Raw genomic sequence first — 17,828 nt, forward strand, 5'->3', positions numbered from 1 at the left:
GATATTGATTAATTGTTTCAACAAAAATATCATTAATTTTTCAATCCCTATCACTTGCAGTATTTTTATATCTTTGCCGAAACATTCAACAAATGAGCTTACGCAATTACCTTACCAGCAAAGTATTTTTCAGGCAACTGGCCCTGGCATTCCTGATTTTGCTGGTGATTGGCTTCCTGCTTCTACAGTGGATTTCATTTTCGACCAAACACGGACAGGAAATCACGGTGCCTAATCTCGCGAAAATGTCGATTGAGCAGGCTGAGGAAGTGCTTGACAATGCCGACCTGGATTATGAAGTGCTCGATACGGTCGACTTCAATCCGGATTACCCTAAATTCACCATCGTGAAGCAGGATCCGCTGGCAGGCGCGAAGGTAAAGGAAGACCGTAAGATTTATATCAAGATCAATTCGGGCGGATTCAATTCTGTTCGCGTGCCGAATCTGATTGAGCAAACTTTAAGGCAAGCCGTACCAACCTTGCAATCCATCGGGCTGCAGCAGGGCAAAATTACCTACAAGCCTTACCTGGGGAAAGATATGGTATTGGAAATGATGCAGAACGGCAAGGTACTGAAGCCTGGAGATAAGGTATTGAAATCGTCAAAGATCGATCTTGTCGTAGGTGACGGGAAAGTCGGTTTTGATGAAGAAAATGAAACGGAAACCGATACCACCAGCAGTAACAATTAATGAGTACTGATTTCACTCCCGAACTCGATCCTGAAGATGAACTCTTCGAACACCACCGGTTTGTAGTGGCCAAAGGACAGGCATTGCTGCGCATCGACAAATACCTGATGTCACAGATCGCAAACGCCACGCGCAATAAGATACAGCAGGCCGCGACGAATGGTGATATTTATGTGAATGACATTCCTGTAAAATCGAATTACCGTGTAAAACCCCTGGATGTCGTGACGATTATGCTCACGCACCCACCGTTTGAAAACCGTGTCGATCCAGAAAATATTCCGCTTGACATTGTTTATGAAGATGATGTTTTGCTGATCGTGAACAAGCCACCCGGACTTGTGGTACACCCTGGTCACGGGAATTATACCGGGACATTGGTCAACGCACTGGCTTACCATTTTGAAAACTTACCGCTGAACAGCAGCAACCGCCCGGGACTCGTGCATCGTATCGATAAGGATACTTCCGGACTTTTGGTCATCGCCAAAACGGAAGCGGCGCTGAGCCACCTGGCCAAGCAATTTGAGGCCAAGACTTCGGAACGTGAATATGTAGCGCTGGTATGGGGAAATGTAAAAGAAGACGCAGGCACTATTGAAGGCAATCTTGCGCGGCATTTGAAAGACCGAATGCAGATGGCTGTTTTTGCCGATCCTGAAATCGGGAAGCCCGCCATTACGCATTATAAAGTCATTGAGCGCTTCGGGTATGTGACTTTGGTTTCGTGCATCCTGGAGACCGGTAGGACACACCAGATCCGAGCGCATATGAAGTACATTGGGCATACACTGTTTAATGACGAGCGGTACGGTGGACACCAAATCCTCAAAGGGACCACTTTTACGAAGTATAAGCAATTCGTAGAAAACTGTTTCAAAGCCCTGCCAAGACAGGCATTACATGCAAAAACACTCGGTTTTGAACATCCGGTCAGCGGTGAAATGATGCGCTTTGATACCGAAATTCCAAACGACATGCAGGAAGCTATTGACAAGTGGCGGAATTACTCCAAATCGCATACGGTTGAGGAAGATGAGGAATAGACTGTAGGATTTTAAGACTGTAAGACTTTTAAGCCCTCAATCCTGAGAGATCAAATTAAGTGCATAAAGTTAATCCCGTCTTAAATCTTACCGTATTAAAATCCCATCTTATAATCCTACTGTCTTAAATCTTACAATCCTACAACCCAAACCACAAATCTTATAAAGCCAATGGCATCATGTCGATTATTTTTGTAAAGCTACAACAGGCTCATTTACAAAATCAATAGACATGAAAAATGCAACCATCATAAATTATAATAACACTTTCGAAAAATTTGCCTCGAAGGTATCAAGGATCACAGGCAGCACGGTAGCATTTTGCTGCGCATTCCTGGTAATTATTGCGTGGGCAGTTACCGGCCCTTTTTTTAATTTCTCGCAAACCTGGCAACTCATCATCAATACCGGGACTACCATCGTGACATTCCTGATGGTCTTCATCATACAGAAAGCCCAAAATAAAGATTCGCTCGCCATACAGCTCAAACTCAATGAACTGGTCGCTTCGCATAAATATGCCAGCAACCGCCTTGTCGATATTGAAGATATGACAGAAGAGGAAATGCGCGTGATCCAAAAATATTACGTACACCTAAGCAAACTCACCGAGCAGGACGAAAGCCTGCAATGCTCCCACTCTATTGAGGAAGCCGAAGAATTGCAGGACTTTAAGCAAAGCATCAGGGATTCCAGAAAGGAAGGTTTTGAAGTTTGATTGATCATTCCGTTTGCCAAGCCATAATTCTTAATCCATAATTCGTATTCACATGGAAAATAACAACCTGAAAGGAAAAACAGTAGTAATCACCGGAGGCAGTAGTGGTGTAGGACTTGCAGCTGCAGAGGCTTTTGCCATACGCGGCGCAAATATCGTAATTGTAGCCAGAGGCAAACAAGGTGTGATGGATGCTGTAGCAGCCTGCCGGGCGTTAGGGGCCGTTACCGTCGGTGTATGTGCAGATGTTTCCGTCGCTACTGATGTCGCCCGCGTTGCGGAAGAAGCTTTGACAATGAATAACCGGATCGACGTATGGATAAATAATGCCGGTGTAATGGCCAGCGGAAAGTTTGAAGAAATCCCGATGGACATCCATGAACAGGTTGTGAAGACCAATTTATTTGGTTACCTGCACGGCGCCTATGAGGCCATTAAAATCTTCAAGCGGCAGGATGCGGGCATCTTAATCAATAACGTTTCCATAGGCGGATTTATGCCTGCACCTTACAGTGCGGTGTATTCGGCTACGAAGCATGGGATCCGGGGCATGATGGCTTGCCTGCAGGGCGAAATTTCCAACCACCGACACATCCATGTATGCAATCTGTACCCGCAACTGCAGAATTCCACGGGCAACCTGCATTCGGCAAAATATTCCGGTTTTACAATAGATATTCCTCCCATTGCATCCGACCCCCGCAATACAGCCAAAAAGATGGTTGGCCTGGCGCTGCACCCGAAAAAAGACCAATTCCCCGATTTTACTTCGTTGGCTATTACAAACCTGTACCGCCTGTTCCCTAAACTCATTATCAACACGGCCTCAGCGGCATTACGCCTGAAAATGAGGTACAACCAGAATAATGAAGACGAACCGGGGAATGTATTGGTTCCTTCCCGTGACCCTCACAGGATTTATGGGAAACCCAAAATGCCATCCGCCAATAAAACAATGGGATTGGCTTTACTGGCCGGTTTGGGTATAGGATTGGCATTGACGGTAATCGGCAGGAGGACCGACTGATTATTTTCTTTCACTTACACTGCCTGATATCTGGTCCATAATCCAATTCACATGCGCAGCCATCCTGCCAGACGACGGATAATCCCTGATGCCAAACAAGTGGTCCCGCATTGCGGCGACATGAAACAGCTGTATGTTCTCAGGAGGGGCAATATGATATGATTGCGCTGCGCCTTCCTTTTCCATTACTATGGGCAAATGGTTCTCAAACATCGAGAAAGTGATTTTTGCATGGCTGCCATACAGCTCCACAATATCTTCGCGAAGGCTGCTTCCGAAATTCCAGTTGGCAGATCCCACTACTTTTGAATCGTGCAGCCAGCTGGCCGACAAAGCATCTTTGGCACTGTAAAGCCCCTGTTGGTTTATCCCGATGCCCTGCACTGCTTTCACTTGCCCGAAAAGAAACACGAATAAATCGAATCCGTGGCTTGCCAGGTCATCAAAATACCCGCCGGGTGCCACTTTCGCGTCGGTACGCCAATTGTATTTTCCGGACAAATCAGCCTGGTTCTGGACGCGGCTGAGTTGCCATCGCACGGACCGCATCTCCCCTATCTCCGCCAGCAATTCCTTTACCTTCAGGAATTTTTCGAGTGTACGCCTGTAATACGCTATAAAAAGCAGCAGGCCTTTGGCTTCAAATGCTTCACAGATGGTAACACATTCAATGTAATTTCGCGCCATCGGTTTTTCGATGCAGCAAATCTTTCCGGCAGCGGCTACTTTGAGTGCATAAAAAGCATGTGTATCGGGTGGAGTAGCGATGTATACCGCATCGACCTCCGGATCGGCAATCAGTAAATCGGCATCAGTATAAAACCGGGCGACCCCATGCCGTTTGGCATAATCTTCAGCCAATGCGGCATCGCGGCGCATGACGGCTACAAGCTCAAAGCCATCGGTTTTCTGGTATGCGGGACCGCTTTTAAGTTCGGTGACATTGCCGCAGCCAATAATGCCCCACCGGATTGTCTTGCCCATGTGATTTTCGTTTGGGAACTAAGATATGAAAATGATACCGTATGGGAAATAAAATGGATGCGGGAAACTATACAGGAGATATATTCAAAAAACACCTTACACAAAATAAAAAACCCGAAGCAAGCCCCGGATTTAGTCAGCGATTTTGATAGTAGTGATGATGATTGAAACTTTGACGCGTCAAAAGTAAACACTAAAAAGAATGGTGTCAATACCCACTAGGGGGTATTTTTTGCGTGTTTATTATCTCGTCGTTACCAAAAAAACATATAGCTTCACTTTATTGATGCATTTACTCATCCCTAAAAATACACCCGGTAATAACGTTACCTCATTTCCTACATTACTGTCTCACCACAATTACATTCTTTGCCAATGTTTTAAACCTTTCCCCGTTTTCCTGTACAACAGTAAGTGTCAGGTGTCCGGTTTTACTGATGTTTAAATCCCGGGCGGTACCGGATTTCCCTTTATGGGTTCCACCGACGACGTTGCAGCGGTCACCGTCTTGCAGTTCATTTTTATCCATACGGGATTGCTTTATGTTAATGCTTCACAAAAGTTGCGATAGCGTCCGGGAGTATTTCACAGTCTGTAAAACTGCTGCTGTGACTGAGATTGAAAATCAAATCCCCACTTCGATCTGGAATCGTACATACCAATTGTCAGCGGAAGTACCGTTGGCAAAATCCAGCTTCTCATATGTAAATTCCGATTGCAGCTTCAGCGCATGTTCCCAGATGTATTTGTTGATCCCGAAACTGAACTGATCTGTGTCTGGCGAATAGGCACTGATTTCGTCGGCGACTTTCTGCGTCGAGTAACGGCCTATAACTTCATATTTCGATGGAAAAACATAACTCAGCTGGTAATCCATCCCATAACCGGTAAACACAGCCTTGCTAAGCGTAGCATCGACCGGGTTTATGGTAACAGGATCGTCTGCGGTACGGTTCATATAGGTCATCATCGCGGCCCAACCATTGTATTTTGCAATCGCATCCAGCAACACCGAAGACATGTCGCGGGCCTCATACAGGAGATCTCCCGTCTGTCCTAAAGTCTTGCGTGCTTTCTGGTTCAGGTTGTAAGCCCCCGATACCATTAGTTTGGGTTTCGGCTCCCGTAAAATATCTCCTTCGAAATAATGCCCGTCTTTTTTGAAAGTCCCTAAAGGCAGCAATTCAATCTTCCCGGTATAGGATAAGCCGTTGTTGTCCTTGATGGCTGGCACGTTCGGGTTATTGGTAGCCCAGTTCCTGCCTTCACCCATGGTAATGGCTCCCTTGAAGTTATATGAGAATTTTTCCTTCGACTCGTTCAGGTTCGCAAAATGGAACCCGAAATCACGGTCTACCGCAAATTTGAAATTGTTAATGGACCGGTCTGTCAATTGTATCGCTCCGGAAGAATTCACGGTTTGCCGCGTCCCGGGAAGTTTCGTAACCCCAAACCCGAACTGCCAGTGGGTATTTGGCCTGTAATATAAAATCGCATCGCGGATGACATTCAGGTTTTCACCCGGCTTTTCAGAACCTACATCGCCTGCACCGAATGAAATCTGCAGCACATACAGGAATTTCGGGTTGCCTACGAAGCCGTCGAAACGCATCCTGAGGCGGCGTACCTGCCCTTCATAAAACGGGTCCTGCCCTTCATTGTCAAAATAGGTTACGCGGTTCTGTATCCTGAATCGGATGTTGAACTGGAAAATACTGTCGGGAGAGGTAATCCCGAGTCCTTTTCCGTAATTATAATACGGCAGTGAGGAGAGTTTCAGGTCGTTGTCCTTTTTATTGCGGATGATTTCCTGCGCATTCGAAGCTATGGAAAACAGCAGAATAAAAGTTAAGGTAATTTTCTTCATTGGTGGTGTTGTTTGTTGGTGGCAAAAATAGGAAAAAAGGTGCAGGAAGCAAGGTAATGGTTCAGGCTACAGGCTACAGCGCAAAAGTTCAGCACCGATATTGGTTAATCCAATCTCAAATTCAAAATTGAAGTTTTTCCAGCCGGTGCGGGCATACCGCGTGAGGGATGGGAGCGGCAGCCCGGAGCCTGCAAGGCGAGGACTAGAGCGGACAGCCCGACCCGAGGCACGAGGGGCACGCCCAAAATTATTTAAGCGCATCAATAATCCCTGACCCTTGTGCCCCGAACCCTGAAGCTTTTTATTACCTTTGCAAAAAAAATACCGCATGTCAAATATATATCTGGGATATCATTTTACGATTGAGCCGAAAGAATCCGGAGCTGAAATACTTGTTGCAGAACTGGGTGAAAAACCGTTTGAAAGTTTCGTTGAAACGGATTTCGGGGTGACGGCTTATGTACAGAAAAGCCTTTGGACAGCAGATATCCTTGATGATATTTATATCCTGGATTCGCCGGAATTTACGGTATCCTATAAGATTGAGGAAATCGAGCAGGTAAACTGGAACGAGGAATGGGAAAAGAATTTCGAGCCGATTGATGTAGATGGAAAATGCCACGTACGCGCGCCTTTCCACCCGAAAACCGACGCTGAATTTGACATTGTGATTGAACCTAAAATGAGTTTTGGAACCGGGCACCACGAAACCACGCACATGATGATACAGCACTTGCTCGAAATGGATGTAAAAGGGATGAAGACGCTTGATATGGGCTGCGGCACGGCAATACTTGCCATCCTGGCAGAGATGAAAGGTGCACAACCCATTGATGCGATCGATATAGACAACTGGTGTTACCTGAATTCTATCGAAAATGCAGAGAGGAACCATTGCACACACATCTCTGTGTATGAGGGCGATGCGGCTTTACTTACGGGAAAAAATTATGATTTGATCATTGCAAACATCAACCGGAACATTTTACTGAACGACATGCAGGCTTATGTGGATTGCCTGAACAAGGGCGGCCAATTGCTGCTAAGCGGGTTTTATGAAGAAGATATTCCTGCCATAGATGCATGCTGTACTGAAAAAGGGCTAACTTATGTGAAGAAATTCCAGCGCAACAACTGGGTTTCATTAAAATATTCCAATTGATATGGAAACGATTGAAAAGGTTTTAGAGCAAACCCTGACCGATGAGGCCGTAGGCAATAATAACGAAATCGTACTGTATAACGACGACGTGAATACTTTCGATCACGTTATCGAAACACTGATCCGGGTGTGCAGGCATACAGGCGAACAGGCGGAACAATGTGCGATATTAGTACACTATAAAGGCAAATGCACCGTGAAGACCGGCTCTTTTGAGGAATTGAAACCACAATGTACGCAATTGCTCGAAGCAGGCCTGAGTGCAGAAATCGTTTAAGCTGAACCATAAAGCATAAAAAAAAGCCCTTCATGTGAAGGGCTTATTTGTTTAACTCGCTTTGTTAAAGTAATACGTCACGGTAACCGGAGCGCCTCCTACTGTGGATGAGGCCGTAATCCTCAATTCGGAATTGCTTAATTTGGCAACCTGATATGTACCTTCGAATTCCCCACCCGTAATATTAAGTGCGTTGTTTGCCTGGGTCCAGGTTCCCTGTTCACCGGCATCCTCTGTACAGATGCTCTGCGCATTTTTGAAAAACACGATGTTTTTCAACGTCCCGCCTGTTACGAATTCAACGTAATCTTTATCACAGCCTACTTCATTGTCAGTATACGGCTGGGTGTCGGTGGCGCCTGCAACTGTTGAAACTGTCTTGCTGAGATTCCACTTGCCAACAATCGTTGGTGCTGGTCCTGAATCACTGTCGCTGCTGCAGCTGAAAGCCACGGACGCAATTATTGCCATGGCTAAGAATTTAAACTTTTTCATATTTGTAAATTTGTGTTACGTGGCTAATTTACACAATCAGTGTAAAGCAGTTGTTAAAATTGTAATAAAAATCTTTAGATTGTCTTATAAGATTCCAACCTCATTTCTCTAAAAGAATAAAGAGTTTTCATTTGTTTTAAAGTTACGCCATAAATACTAACGCATTAAGCAAAAAGTACCCTAACATTACCACAACATCAGTTCGAAGCGACGTCATTTTATACTTTATGAAAAATCGTTGCTTTTATAGAAAAACCTTGCTGTTTAAGGCATTTTATACTACAACGATATCGTAATAGGATGTATAGTTTTTATATAGCCTGCTTTTGAAGCACTACAACGTATTCGTAGTTACATTTGATTTAAACAAAAATCAACCATTTATGAAAAAAATTACAATATCACTTTGCCTGATGTTATATTCATTAGGCTATTCACAACAACCTGCTGCACCGGCAGATTCTCCTACATTACCACAATCGGATGTAATTTCGATGTTCAGCAACGCCTATTCGAACGTGCCGGTAGACACCTGGCAAACTTCCTGGTCAGCCGCAACGGTAGAAGATGTGCAGATTGCCGGAAATGATGTGAAAAAGTACACTGGACTGAGTTTCGTCGGGATTGAAACCGTCGCGAACCAGCTTGACATCACTTCAATGACCTATTTCAATATTGATGTTTGGTCTCCTGACTTTCCGCTGTTTAAGGTTAAACTTGTTGACTTCGGCGCGGACGCAGCTTTCGGTGGCGGTGACGACAGGGAACACGAAATTACGTTCAATGCGCCTGCACAAAGCCAGTGGGTTCATTTACACATTCCATTATCCGAATTTGAAAACCTGACGACAAGGCAGCACATTGCCCAACTGATCCTGGTTGGCGGCAGTGCGACAGTATTTGTCGATAATGTCTACTTCAGCAACGAGGTTACAATACCGGTCGTTACAGATCCTGTAACAGCTGCCCCGGACCCTACAACCCCTGCATCAGATGTGATGTCGTTGTTCAGTAATGTATATACTAATGTCGCTGTCGATACCTGGCGTACTTCATGGTCCGATGCTACATTGGCAGATGTTCAGGTGGCTGGAAACGATGTAAAGAAATACACCGGCCTCAACTTCGTCGGAATCGAAACTGTGGCACAACAGCTTGATATCACCGGCATGACGCATTTCAATGTAGACGTTTGGTCTCCAAACTTTACCGTTTTCAAAGTAAAACTGGTTGATTTTGGTGCGGATGCAGCTTTTGGCGGCGGTGACGATACTGAGCATGAGATTACCTTCAACAGTCCGGCGTTAAGTCAGTGGGTTACCTTACACATTCCTTTAACCGATTTCACGAACCTGATGGGAAGACAGCACATCGCCCAGCTGATCTTTGTCGGCGGCGGTGGAAAAGTATATGTTGACAATGTCTATTTCAGCAATGAAACCACCGTTCCTCCGGTAACGGATCCTTTAACTGCAGCACCAAACCCTGTTTTGCCCCAGACTGATGTAATGTCCTTATTCAGCAACGTTTACACCAACGTGCCTGTAGATACCTGGCATACAAGCTGGTCATCCGCAGCATTGGAAGACGTACAGGTTGCTGGAAATGACACTAAAAAATACACGTCACTTGTATTCGTAGGCGTTGAAACTGTCGCCCAGGAACTCGATATTACAGGCATGAGCCACTTCAATGTTGATGTGTGGTCGCCTGATTTTACAGTGTTTAAAGTGAAGCTGGTCGATTTCGGAAATGATGGTGCTTTCGGTGGCGGCGATGATACGGAGCATGAAATCACTTTTGACAATCCTTCACAGGGACAATGGGTGACACTGCACATTCCTTTAAGCGATTTCGCAAACCTGATGGGAAGGCAACACATCGCCCAGCTGATTTTTGCAAGTTCAAATGCCAAAGTATATGTAGACAATGTATATTTCAGCGATGAAGTTGTCACGCCTCCTGTGACTGATCCGCTGACTGCAGCTCCGGATCCTGTATTGCCACAAACCGATGTCATGTCACTGTTCAGCAATGTTTACACGGATGTGCCTGTTGACACCTGGCAAACTTCATGGTCGGCCGCGACTTTGGAAGATGTACAGATTGCTGGCAACGACACCAAGAAATATACCGGCTTAAGCTTTGTAGGGGTTGAAACTGTTGCAAACCAATTGAATATTACAGACATGACGGTTTTCAATGTTGATGTATGGTCCCCTGATTTTACGGTATTTAAAGTGAAACTGGTTGATTTCGGTGCGGATGCAGCATTCGGTGGCGGCGACGACAAGGAGCATGAAATCACCTTTAACGCACCGGCGCAAGGCCAATGGGTTTCACTACATATTCCGTTGACAGAATTCGAAAACCTGACGACCAGAGAACATATCGCACAGCTGATTTTTGCAAGCAGCGGCGCTAAAGTGTATGTAGACAATGTTTATTTCAGCAACGAACCCATTATCGTGATTCCAACCGATCCGATGGTAGCAGCTCCGGATCCGACCTTGCCTGAAGCACAGGTAATGTCAATGTTCAGCAACGCCTACACCAACGTAGCGGTAGATACCTGGCGCACGAGCTGGTCTGATGCAACATTAGCTGATGTACAGGTGGATGGCAATGACACCAAGAAATACACAGGACTGAACTTCGTTGGGGTTGAAACTGTAGCGCAGCAACTTGACATCACGGGAATGACACATTTCAACGTGGATGTATGGTCGCCTAATTTCTCGGTATTCAAAGTGAAGCTTGTCGATTTTGGTGCAGATGCTGCTTTCGGAGGCGGTGATGATACAGAACATGAAATCACGTTCAACGGACTTACATTAAGCGACTGGAACACCATCCAGATTCCGCTAAGCGATTTCACAAACCTGATGGGCAGGCAGCACATTGCACAACTGATCTTTGCAAGCAATGGTGCCAAAGTATATGTCGATAATGTGTATTTCAGCACAGATCAATTGGGCGTAGGTGAAAATGAGTCTGTAAAAATGACCATGTATCCTAATCCTGCAACGACTTCGGTACAATTGTCAGCACAGCAAAATATCGACAATGTAGTTATATTCAATGCTATCGGTCAAAAGGTCATCAGCCTTACCCCTGCTGCGATGAACATTTCAGTTGATGTAAGCCGACTGCATGCCGGAATTTATTTCGTAAATGCAACCAGCCAAGGAAAGACGGCATCACAAAAACTCATCATCAAATAAAAAATGACTTTAATATTAAAAAGCACGAACCTGGTTTCGTGCTTTTTTTTTACAACTGACTTCCATCTGCTGCAAAAGATTCTTTATTTTTATCGGCCTTAGCTAACTAACTATAAAATACAAATACGGTTGCTTAAAAAAATACTCCCCTTACTCCTTCTTGCCACAGCAATCCTGAACGCACAGGACCTGCCGCCTATTCTCAAATACAGCCCGTCGCTATATGAAGCGGGCAACCAGAACTGGATGATGGGCCAGGACAAAAATCACTACATCTATTCGGCCAATACTGAAGGCCTGATCGAATTTAACGGCACGGACTGGAAGTTATACCCCACCCCGAACGAAACCATTATGCGCTCGGTGAAAGTCATCGGTGATAAGGTTTATACAGGCTGTTACATGGAATTCGGGTTTTGGAAAAGGCAGAAGGATGGGAGGCTGAAGTACAGCTCCCTAAGTAAGGGAATCAAAAGCAAAATTTTGCCTGATGAGCAGTTCTGGAATATCCTGCAATACGACCAATGGATCATCTTCCAATCGCTGAACCGCATTTACATTTACGATTCCAAAAGCGGCAAATTTAATATCATCCATCCGAAAAGCCTGATCAATAAAGCATTCAAGACCGGCAATGCCATTTATTACCAGACTGTCGGCGAAGGGCTTTTCGAGATTGAGAATGGCAAAAGCATATTGGTTTCAAACAATCCTTTATTAATCACAAATAAAATTGTCGGACTGATTGCAGAAAATGACGGACTCATCATCCAGACGCAATTCAACGGATTCTACCGTTACAACAATGGTGCCATCACAAAATGGGTTACTGAAGCTGATGAAGCCCTTGCCCAAAGCAGCGTGTATTACACCCAACTCCTTTCCGATGGCGGCTTTGCGCTTGGCTGCGTATCGAATGGTGTTTTTATTTTATCCAAAGAAGGAAAAATCAGGTACCATCTTACACAAAGTAAAGGCCTTAGCAATAACACGGCTTTATCTTTGTTTGAAGACACCGACAAAAACCTCTGGATAGGGCTCGACAATGGCATCAATTGCGTCAACCTGCAGTCGCCGGTAAAGAGTTTTACTGACGATACCGGAATCCTGGGGACCGTATATGCTTCCATCCTGCATCATGACATGTTATATGTAGGCACCAACCAGGGATTGTTCTGCAGGGATTATTATTCGGCAGCACCGTTCCAGTTTGTTCCCGGCACAAAAGGCCAGGTTTGGTCGCTATTTGAGTACGGCGGCACACTGTTCTGTGGGCACGATACCGGTACATACATCCTCAATGGAAGCAATGCGCAGCACATTTTCAGTGGATCGGGGACGTGGAAATTTGAAACCGTTTCAAACAGGCCCGATTTGTTGCTCCAGGGGAATTACTATGGTATTTCAGTACTGCAGCGAACGGGCAGCGGCTGGTCATTCCGCAACAGGATTACCGGATTTGATTATTCTGCAAAATATTTTGAACTGGGCAGCAACCATGACATTTACATCAGCCACGAATACAAAGGCGTTTTCAGGATTACTGTCGATGATAATTTTGAAAGAGGTAGTGGATTGAAGGCTTACACTACGCCGCTGAAAGGAAAAAATGCAGGGCTTACAAAATTCAATGGCAATATTTATTACGCATATAAAGAAGGGGTATTCCGTTTGAATCCAAAAACCACTGCTTTTGAAAAAGACAAATTCTTAAGCAGTATTTTCGAAAAGGACGATTATACGTCCGGAAACCTGGTCGTGGACAATTCAAACAAGCTGTGGCTTTTCACTAAAAATTACATCAATTATTTTTCACCGGGGAAACTCAGCGCAGGTTTGAAACAGAATGTCATCCCGATCCCGGCATCGCTGACCAATTCAATGCTCGGTTATGAAAACATCAGCCGCATCAGTCCGTCGAATTACCTCATTGGCACCACCGACGGTTATTATACGCTCAACATAGATGATTTCGGCGTAAGCAATTATAACATCCTCATTACCGCCGTTACGACGAACGCGATGAACGCCGCTTCGCATTATGCTTCAATCCCGGATGCCGGCGAATTCAAATACAGCAACAACAACATTACTTTTACGTACACCATTCCCGAGTACAATAAATACATCAACGCCGAATACCAATACCTGCTTGATGGGATGCAGGATTCGTGGAGCCCTTTGTCTTCCAAATCCACAATCAGTTTCAAGAACCTGCCTGCAGGGAGTTATACGTTTAAGGTTCGTGCCAAAATCGGAAGCCTGTATTCTGAAAATATCGCTGCCTATCAGTTTACGATACTAAAACCCTGGTATGCCACGAACCTTGCAGTACTCATTTATATTATCTTATTACTGGTACTCGCGCATTTCATCAACAAATCCTATAAGAATTATTACCAAAAGCAAAAAGAAAAACTCATCGAGGAAAACAACCTTTTGCTGGAAATCAAGGAATTAGAAAACGAGCAGCAGCTGATGAAGATACGCAACGAGCAGCTTACCATGGATGTCGACAGTAAAAACCGGGAACTCGCCGCATCCACGATGAGTTTGATCCAGAAAAACGAATTGCTCACGCTGATCAAGGACGATTTAAAGAAAACCACCGATGACCCTAACAACAGGAATATCAAGTCGGTGATTACGACCATCAATAAAAATATCAACGAGGAAGATACCTGGAATGCCTTTAAGGAAGCCTTCAACAATGCGGATAAAGATTTCCTTAAAAAGATAAAAGCTGCGCATCCTTCATTAACACCGAATGACCTGAGGCTTTGCGCTTATTTAAGGCTAAACCTTTCCTCGAAGGAGATTGCTCCGCTACTGAACATTTCGGTACGCAGCGTTGAAATCAAGCGTTACCGACTACGTAAGAAAATGGACTTGTCGCACGAACAGGGATTGGTCGAATATATTTTAGCGATTTAATCTTATTCCAAACAGTACAGATAGGTACTTCAGCCACAAAACCCTGAATCATTTATCAGCGGTATTTTTTCAAACTCTACACAATCCAATTACTGTTAAAATTTCCTATACATCACCACAACAATAACGGTATAGCTGGCGTACTTATTGGTTTCAGAAGGAGCCATTACGTTGGAAACAATTTCTTAAAATCCTGTTAACACTGGTTCTTTTTGCCATTCTTCAAAAAAAACCGTTCTATTTTTTCATTGTATGTTTTTTGTTGTGGCTTATTTTAGTGAATTATCAATACACCCGACTAATTTTAGTCCAAACAAAAAATAGAAACATGAAGTCAACTTATGCATTAATGTATTTGCTGTTGTTCTCGGTTTTCGGCTTCGCTCAGAGCGTCGATATCGGGGGAACGGTAAAAGATGAAAAATCCGGCGTTCCGATGCCCGGAGTCAGCGTACAGGTAAAGAACAATTCTAAAGGTACTATGACAGACCTTGACGGAAATTACAGCCTGAACGACATTCCATCGGGAAGTATTATTGTCTTTTCTTATGTGGGATACCAAAATGTATCTTACACCATAACCGCAGACAATAAAAATCTTGACATTTCATTACCAGAGGACAGCAAATCCCTTGATGAAGTGATAGTGATTGGTTACGGAACCCAGCGTAAAAAGGAAGTTACCGGCGCAGTATCTGTAGTAAGCGCGAAGACACTAGAAACGCTAAAACCAATCGATGCAACACAAGCATTACAAGGTACCGCTTCCGGAGTAGTGGTAAATGGGACGGGCGGCTCGCCTGGTTCAAGCTATGCCATCAGAATCAGGGGTATCGCAACGAATGGCACAAATGGGCCACGCATTATTGTAGATGGTTACGATATAGGTACTGACATGAACCTGCTTAATCCAAACGACATCGAAACCATTACTGTACTGAAAGATGTCCAGGCTGCAGTATATGGCGTAATTGGTGCGAACGGGATTATCCTGGTCACAACCAAAAAAGGCAAAAAGAACACCGCTGCAAAATTCTCCTACAACGGTTATACCGGCTTTCAGGAAACCTCACGGAAACTTCCATTATTGAATGCTACAGAGTATGCATTACTGCTTAACGAAAGGTATGCGAACGGCGGCCAGCCACTGCCCTTTCCTGATGCATCCGGGTTAGGCAAGGGTACCGATTGGCAGAAAGAGATATTTGCTACCTCCGCGCCAATCATCAGCCACGATTTTTCAGTTAACGGAGGTTCTGAAAAAATCACTTATGCGGTAAGCGCTTCCGATTTGACACAGGAAGGTATCATCGGTGGAGAAAAATCGCACTATAAAAGAAACAGTGCGAGGATAGCACTTACAGCGGAATTAACAAGCAAACTGAAATTAGAGAGTAATTTTATTTATACGTACCTTGACAGGGATACTTTCAATGATTTCGGATTGGGATCTGTACTATTTAATGCCATCAATACACCATCCACACAGGCAATAAGAGATGCGAATGGCGATTTTACCCTCGTCCCGAATTCCCCTGGACTGGGAATCGAAATCATCAACCCAATGGCGCAGCTTGCCAATACTTATAATGATTATGATGGCAGGAAACTACAAGGGACTTTTGGCCTTGATTATACGATTTCCAAAGATCTTGTATTTACAGCAAGGATGGGCGCCAACAATTACAATAGCAAAGGAAAAACGTTTGCCAAGCAGGTCAATTATGGAGGAAAGGTGTTTGACATTACCCGCAGTAGTGTATCGCAAAACAGGACTAATGACAACAGCTATACTTTTGATGCGTACTTAACTTACAAAAGGTCTTTCGCAGAAAAGCATAATATCACAGGCACATTCGGTACCACAATTTATAAAGAATGGGGCAATGGCTTGTTTGCCACAGGTTATGACGTACCACAAAACTCCTGGCAGTTTGCTGATATTTCCCTTGCATTAGGCACCAGCGGCGGACGCGATGTAGGTTCTTATGAGTATAAGGACAAAAGATTGTCATACTTCGGAAGGGTGCAGTATGATTATATGGGAAAATACCTGGTATCTGCCATGGGAAGGCGTGATTCTTCCACACGTTTCGGACCTAATAACAGCGTAGCTTTTTTCCCGTCGATGACTGCAGGTTGGGTGATTTCAAAAGAATCATTCTTTGGTGAAAGCAAAATCATCGATTTCCTGAAGCTTAGGGGAAGTTTTGGTATTACCGGTAATGACCAGATCCGTCCGTATGGATATGTAGGCCAGCTGAATGGCGAGGCTACTTATGTTTTTGATGGTGTTCTGGTTAACGGAACTGCAATCGGTGCTTTATCAAATCCTGACATGAAGTGGGAAGAAGCTAAAAAACTGGACATCGGCTTTGATATGAATTTGTTGAATAATGATCTTGAAATCAATGCCGATTATTATCTGAACAGGACAGACAATCTATTGATACAAGATCTACCTGTGTCGGGAACTGCAGGCGCAGGAGGCCCTGGAGGTGCTTCTCCAACCATCAATGCCGGATCGGTTAGGAATGCTGGCGTGGAATTTATGCTTAATTATAACCATAAAGTGAGTGATAATTTTAAATTCGGCGCAAGCTATACACTCACCACCGTAAAAAATGAAGTGCTTAAAGTAAATAAGACCACGACCACATTCCTTCAGGGGGGTAGTTTTGGCGTGGGCCAGTCCTTGCTGCCATCCAGGATGGAAGAAGGAAAACCGCTTGGATATTTCTATGGTTACCAGACCGACGGCATATTTCAAAACCAAGCTGAAGTCAATGCACATCCCTCGCAGGCCGCACTTGGTGCCGAAGCACAGCCTGGAGACATCCGGTTTAAGGATTTGAACGGCGATGGGGTGATTAACCCGGAAGATCGTACCAACTTGGGCGATCCGATTCCTGACCTGATTATGGGTTTCAACCTCAACTTTACTTTTAAAGGGTTTGATTTCGCTGCCTACGCCTATGCATCATTAGGAAACGATATGGTAAGGAATTATGAAAGGACCCTCAGCGATGCAAACAGGCTCGATTATGTGCTCGACAGATGGACAGGTGAAGGCACAAGCAACAATGTCCCGCGCGTCACTACCGAAGCTACAGGCAACAATGTATTTTCTAATTATTTTGTAGAAGATGCCTCCTTCCTGAGGATTCAGAATGCACAGCTGGGATATACCATCAAACCGGAATTTACTGAAAAGGCGGGCATCACGAAATTGCGCCTTTATGTTGGTGTAAACAATATCTACACTTTCACAAAATACAAAGGTTTTGATCCGGGAGCAGTGAATCCTGATGGAAACCCGATTGGTAATGGTATCGATAACGGATTTTACCCACTTCCGAGAACGTATATGTTCGGTGTCAATCTTAATTTTTAATTTTA

13 protein-coding genes are annotated in these 17,828 nt (G+C 44.5%); 9 read left to right on the forward strand and 4 right to left on the reverse strand.

Annotated elements, in window-relative coordinates; all coding sequences use genetic code 11:
- Positions 1 to 92 precede the first annotated feature (92 nt).
- The 4 genes from HYN49_RS12820 (at position 93) to HYN49_RS12835 (ending at position 3,486) form a co-directional block, all read left to right on the forward strand.
- Positions 93 to 695 carry a PASTA domain-containing protein gene (locus HYN49_RS12820; RefSeq protein ID WP_108904485.1) on the forward strand — a complete coding sequence of 201 codons (603 nt, stop codon included), beginning with the start codon at positions 93 to 95 and terminating at the stop codon, positions 693 to 695.
- Positions 695 to 1,741 (forward strand): RluA family pseudouridine synthase, encoded by a 1,047-nt coding sequence (locus HYN49_RS12825; RefSeq protein ID WP_108904486.1) that lies wholly within the window; start codon positions 695 to 697, stop codon positions 1,739 to 1,741. Before HYN49_RS12820 ends, HYN49_RS12825 begins: the two co-directional genes overlap by 1 nt.
- Before the next feature lie 232 nt (positions 1,742 to 1,973).
- Positions 1,974 to 2,459 carry a low affinity iron permease family protein gene (locus tag HYN49_RS12830; protein WP_108904487.1) on the forward strand — a complete coding sequence of 162 codons (486 nt, stop codon included), beginning with the start codon at positions 1,974 to 1,976 and terminating at the stop codon, positions 2,457 to 2,459.
- A 52-nt stretch (positions 2,460 to 2,511) separates the two neighbouring features.
- The gene (locus tag HYN49_RS12835) at positions 2,512 to 3,486 is read left to right on the forward strand and encodes an SDR family NAD(P)-dependent oxidoreductase (protein ID WP_108904488.1); all 975 of its coding nucleotides are present in this window, start codon (positions 2,512 to 2,514) and stop codon (positions 3,484 to 3,486) included.
- Here the strand turns inward: HYN49_RS12835 and HYN49_RS12840 are convergent, their stop codons facing one another.
- The 3 genes from HYN49_RS12840 to HYN49_RS12850 form a co-directional block, all read right to left on the reverse strand.
- Entirely contained in the window at positions 3,487 to 4,470 is a 984-nt protein-coding gene (locus HYN49_RS12840; RefSeq protein ID WP_108904489.1) for a Gfo/Idh/MocA family protein, read from the reverse strand.
- Positions 4,471 to 4,813: 343 nt separating this feature from the next.
- A complete protein-coding gene (locus HYN49_RS12845) occupies positions 4,814 to 4,999 on the reverse strand; it encodes an RNA-binding protein (RefSeq protein WP_108904490.1) in 186 nt (61 codons plus the stop codon).
- Between the two features lie 96 nt (positions 5,000 to 5,095).
- A complete protein-coding gene (locus tag HYN49_RS12850) occupies positions 5,096 to 6,337 on the reverse strand; it encodes a porin (RefSeq protein WP_108904491.1) in 1,242 nt (413 codons plus the stop codon).
- 328 nt (positions 6,338 to 6,665) lie between these two features.
- Between HYN49_RS12850 and prmA the strand changes: the two genes are divergently transcribed.
- A complete protein-coding gene (gene prmA / locus HYN49_RS12860; protein WP_108904493.1) occupies positions 6,666 to 7,499 on the forward strand; it encodes a 50S ribosomal protein L11 methyltransferase in 834 nt (277 codons plus the stop codon).
- Between the two features lies 1 nt (position 7,500).
- Positions 7,501 to 7,776, forward strand: coding sequence for an ATP-dependent Clp protease adaptor ClpS (locus HYN49_RS12865; protein ID WP_108904494.1), 276 nt, complete (start codon positions 7,501 to 7,503; stop codon positions 7,774 to 7,776).
- A 51-nt stretch (positions 7,777 to 7,827) separates the two neighbouring features.
- Here HYN49_RS12865 and HYN49_RS12870 read toward each other — a convergent pair whose 3' ends face one another.
- A complete protein-coding gene (locus tag HYN49_RS12870) occupies positions 7,828 to 8,247 on the reverse strand; it encodes a lipocalin-like domain-containing protein (RefSeq protein WP_219928749.1) in 420 nt (139 codons plus the stop codon).
- 407 nt (positions 8,248 to 8,654) lie between these two features.
- Here HYN49_RS12870 and HYN49_RS12875 point away from each other — a divergent pair, with 407 nt between their 5' ends.
- From HYN49_RS12875 to HYN49_RS12885, 3 genes are all read left to right on the forward strand, one after another.
- Entirely contained in the window at positions 8,655 to 11,495 is a 2,841-nt protein-coding gene (locus tag HYN49_RS12875) for a T9SS type A sorting domain-containing protein (RefSeq protein WP_146185103.1), read from the forward strand.
- A 246-nt stretch (positions 11,496 to 11,741) separates the two neighbouring features.
- Positions 11,742 to 14,429, forward strand: a complete 2,688-nt coding sequence (locus HYN49_RS12880) for a helix-turn-helix and ligand-binding sensor domain-containing protein (protein WP_108905077.1) — start codon at positions 11,742 to 11,744, stop codon at positions 14,427 to 14,429.
- 328 nt (positions 14,430 to 14,757) lie between these two features.
- A complete protein-coding gene (locus HYN49_RS12885; protein ID WP_108904497.1) occupies positions 14,758 to 17,823 on the forward strand; it encodes a SusC/RagA family TonB-linked outer membrane protein in 3,066 nt (1,021 codons plus the stop codon).
- Positions 17,824 to 17,828: the final 5 nt, after the last annotated feature.

Source organism: Flavobacterium pallidum (assembly GCF_003097535.1).
GTDB lineage: Bacteria > Bacteroidota > Bacteroidia > Flavobacteriales > Flavobacteriaceae > Flavobacterium > Flavobacterium pallidum.

Excerpts from the sequence above, each read along its gene's own strand:
- HYN49_RS12880 (WP_108905077.1), top strand. The coding sequence starts at position 11,742 with ATGATGGGCCAGGACAAAAATCACTACATCTATTCGGCCAATACTGAA.
- HYN49_RS12820 (WP_108904485.1), top strand. The coding sequence starts at position 93 with ATGAGCTTACGCAATTACCTTACCAGCAAAGTATTTTTCAGGCAACTG.
- HYN49_RS12840 (WP_108904489.1), bottom strand. The coding sequence starts at position 4,470 with ATGGGCAAGACAATCCGGTGGGGCATTATTGGCTGCGGCAATGTCACC.
- HYN49_RS12835 (WP_108904488.1), top strand. The coding sequence starts at position 2,512 with ATGGAAAATAACAACCTGAAAGGAAAAACAGTAGTAATCACCGGAGGC.
- HYN49_RS12850 (WP_108904491.1), bottom strand. The coding sequence starts at position 6,337 with ATGAAGAAAATTACCTTAACTTTTATTCTGCTGTTTTCCATAGCTTCG.
- HYN49_RS12865 (WP_108904494.1), top strand. The coding sequence starts at position 7,501 with ATGGAAACGATTGAAAAGGTTTTAGAGCAAACCCTGACCGATGAGGCC.
- prmA (WP_108904493.1), top strand. The coding sequence starts at position 6,666 with ATGTCAAATATATATCTGGGATATCATTTTACGATTGAGCCGAAAGAA.
- HYN49_RS12830 (WP_108904487.1), top strand. The coding sequence starts at position 1,974 with ATGAAAAATGCAACCATCATAAATTATAATAACACTTTCGAAAAATTT.
- HYN49_RS12825 (WP_108904486.1), top strand. The coding sequence starts at position 695 with ATGAGTACTGATTTCACTCCCGAACTCGATCCTGAAGATGAACTCTTC.
- HYN49_RS12885 (WP_108904497.1), top strand. The coding sequence starts at position 14,758 with ATGAAGTCAACTTATGCATTAATGTATTTGCTGTTGTTCTCGGTTTTC.
- HYN49_RS12870 (WP_219928749.1), bottom strand. The coding sequence starts at position 8,247 with ATGGCAATAATTGCGTCCGTGGCTTTCAGCTGCAGCAGCGACAGTGAT.
- HYN49_RS12845 (WP_108904490.1), bottom strand. The coding sequence starts at position 4,999 with ATGGATAAAAATGAACTGCAAGACGGTGACCGCTGCAACGTCGTCGGT.
- HYN49_RS12875 (WP_146185103.1), top strand. The coding sequence starts at position 8,655 with ATGAAAAAAATTACAATATCACTTTGCCTGATGTTATATTCATTAGGC.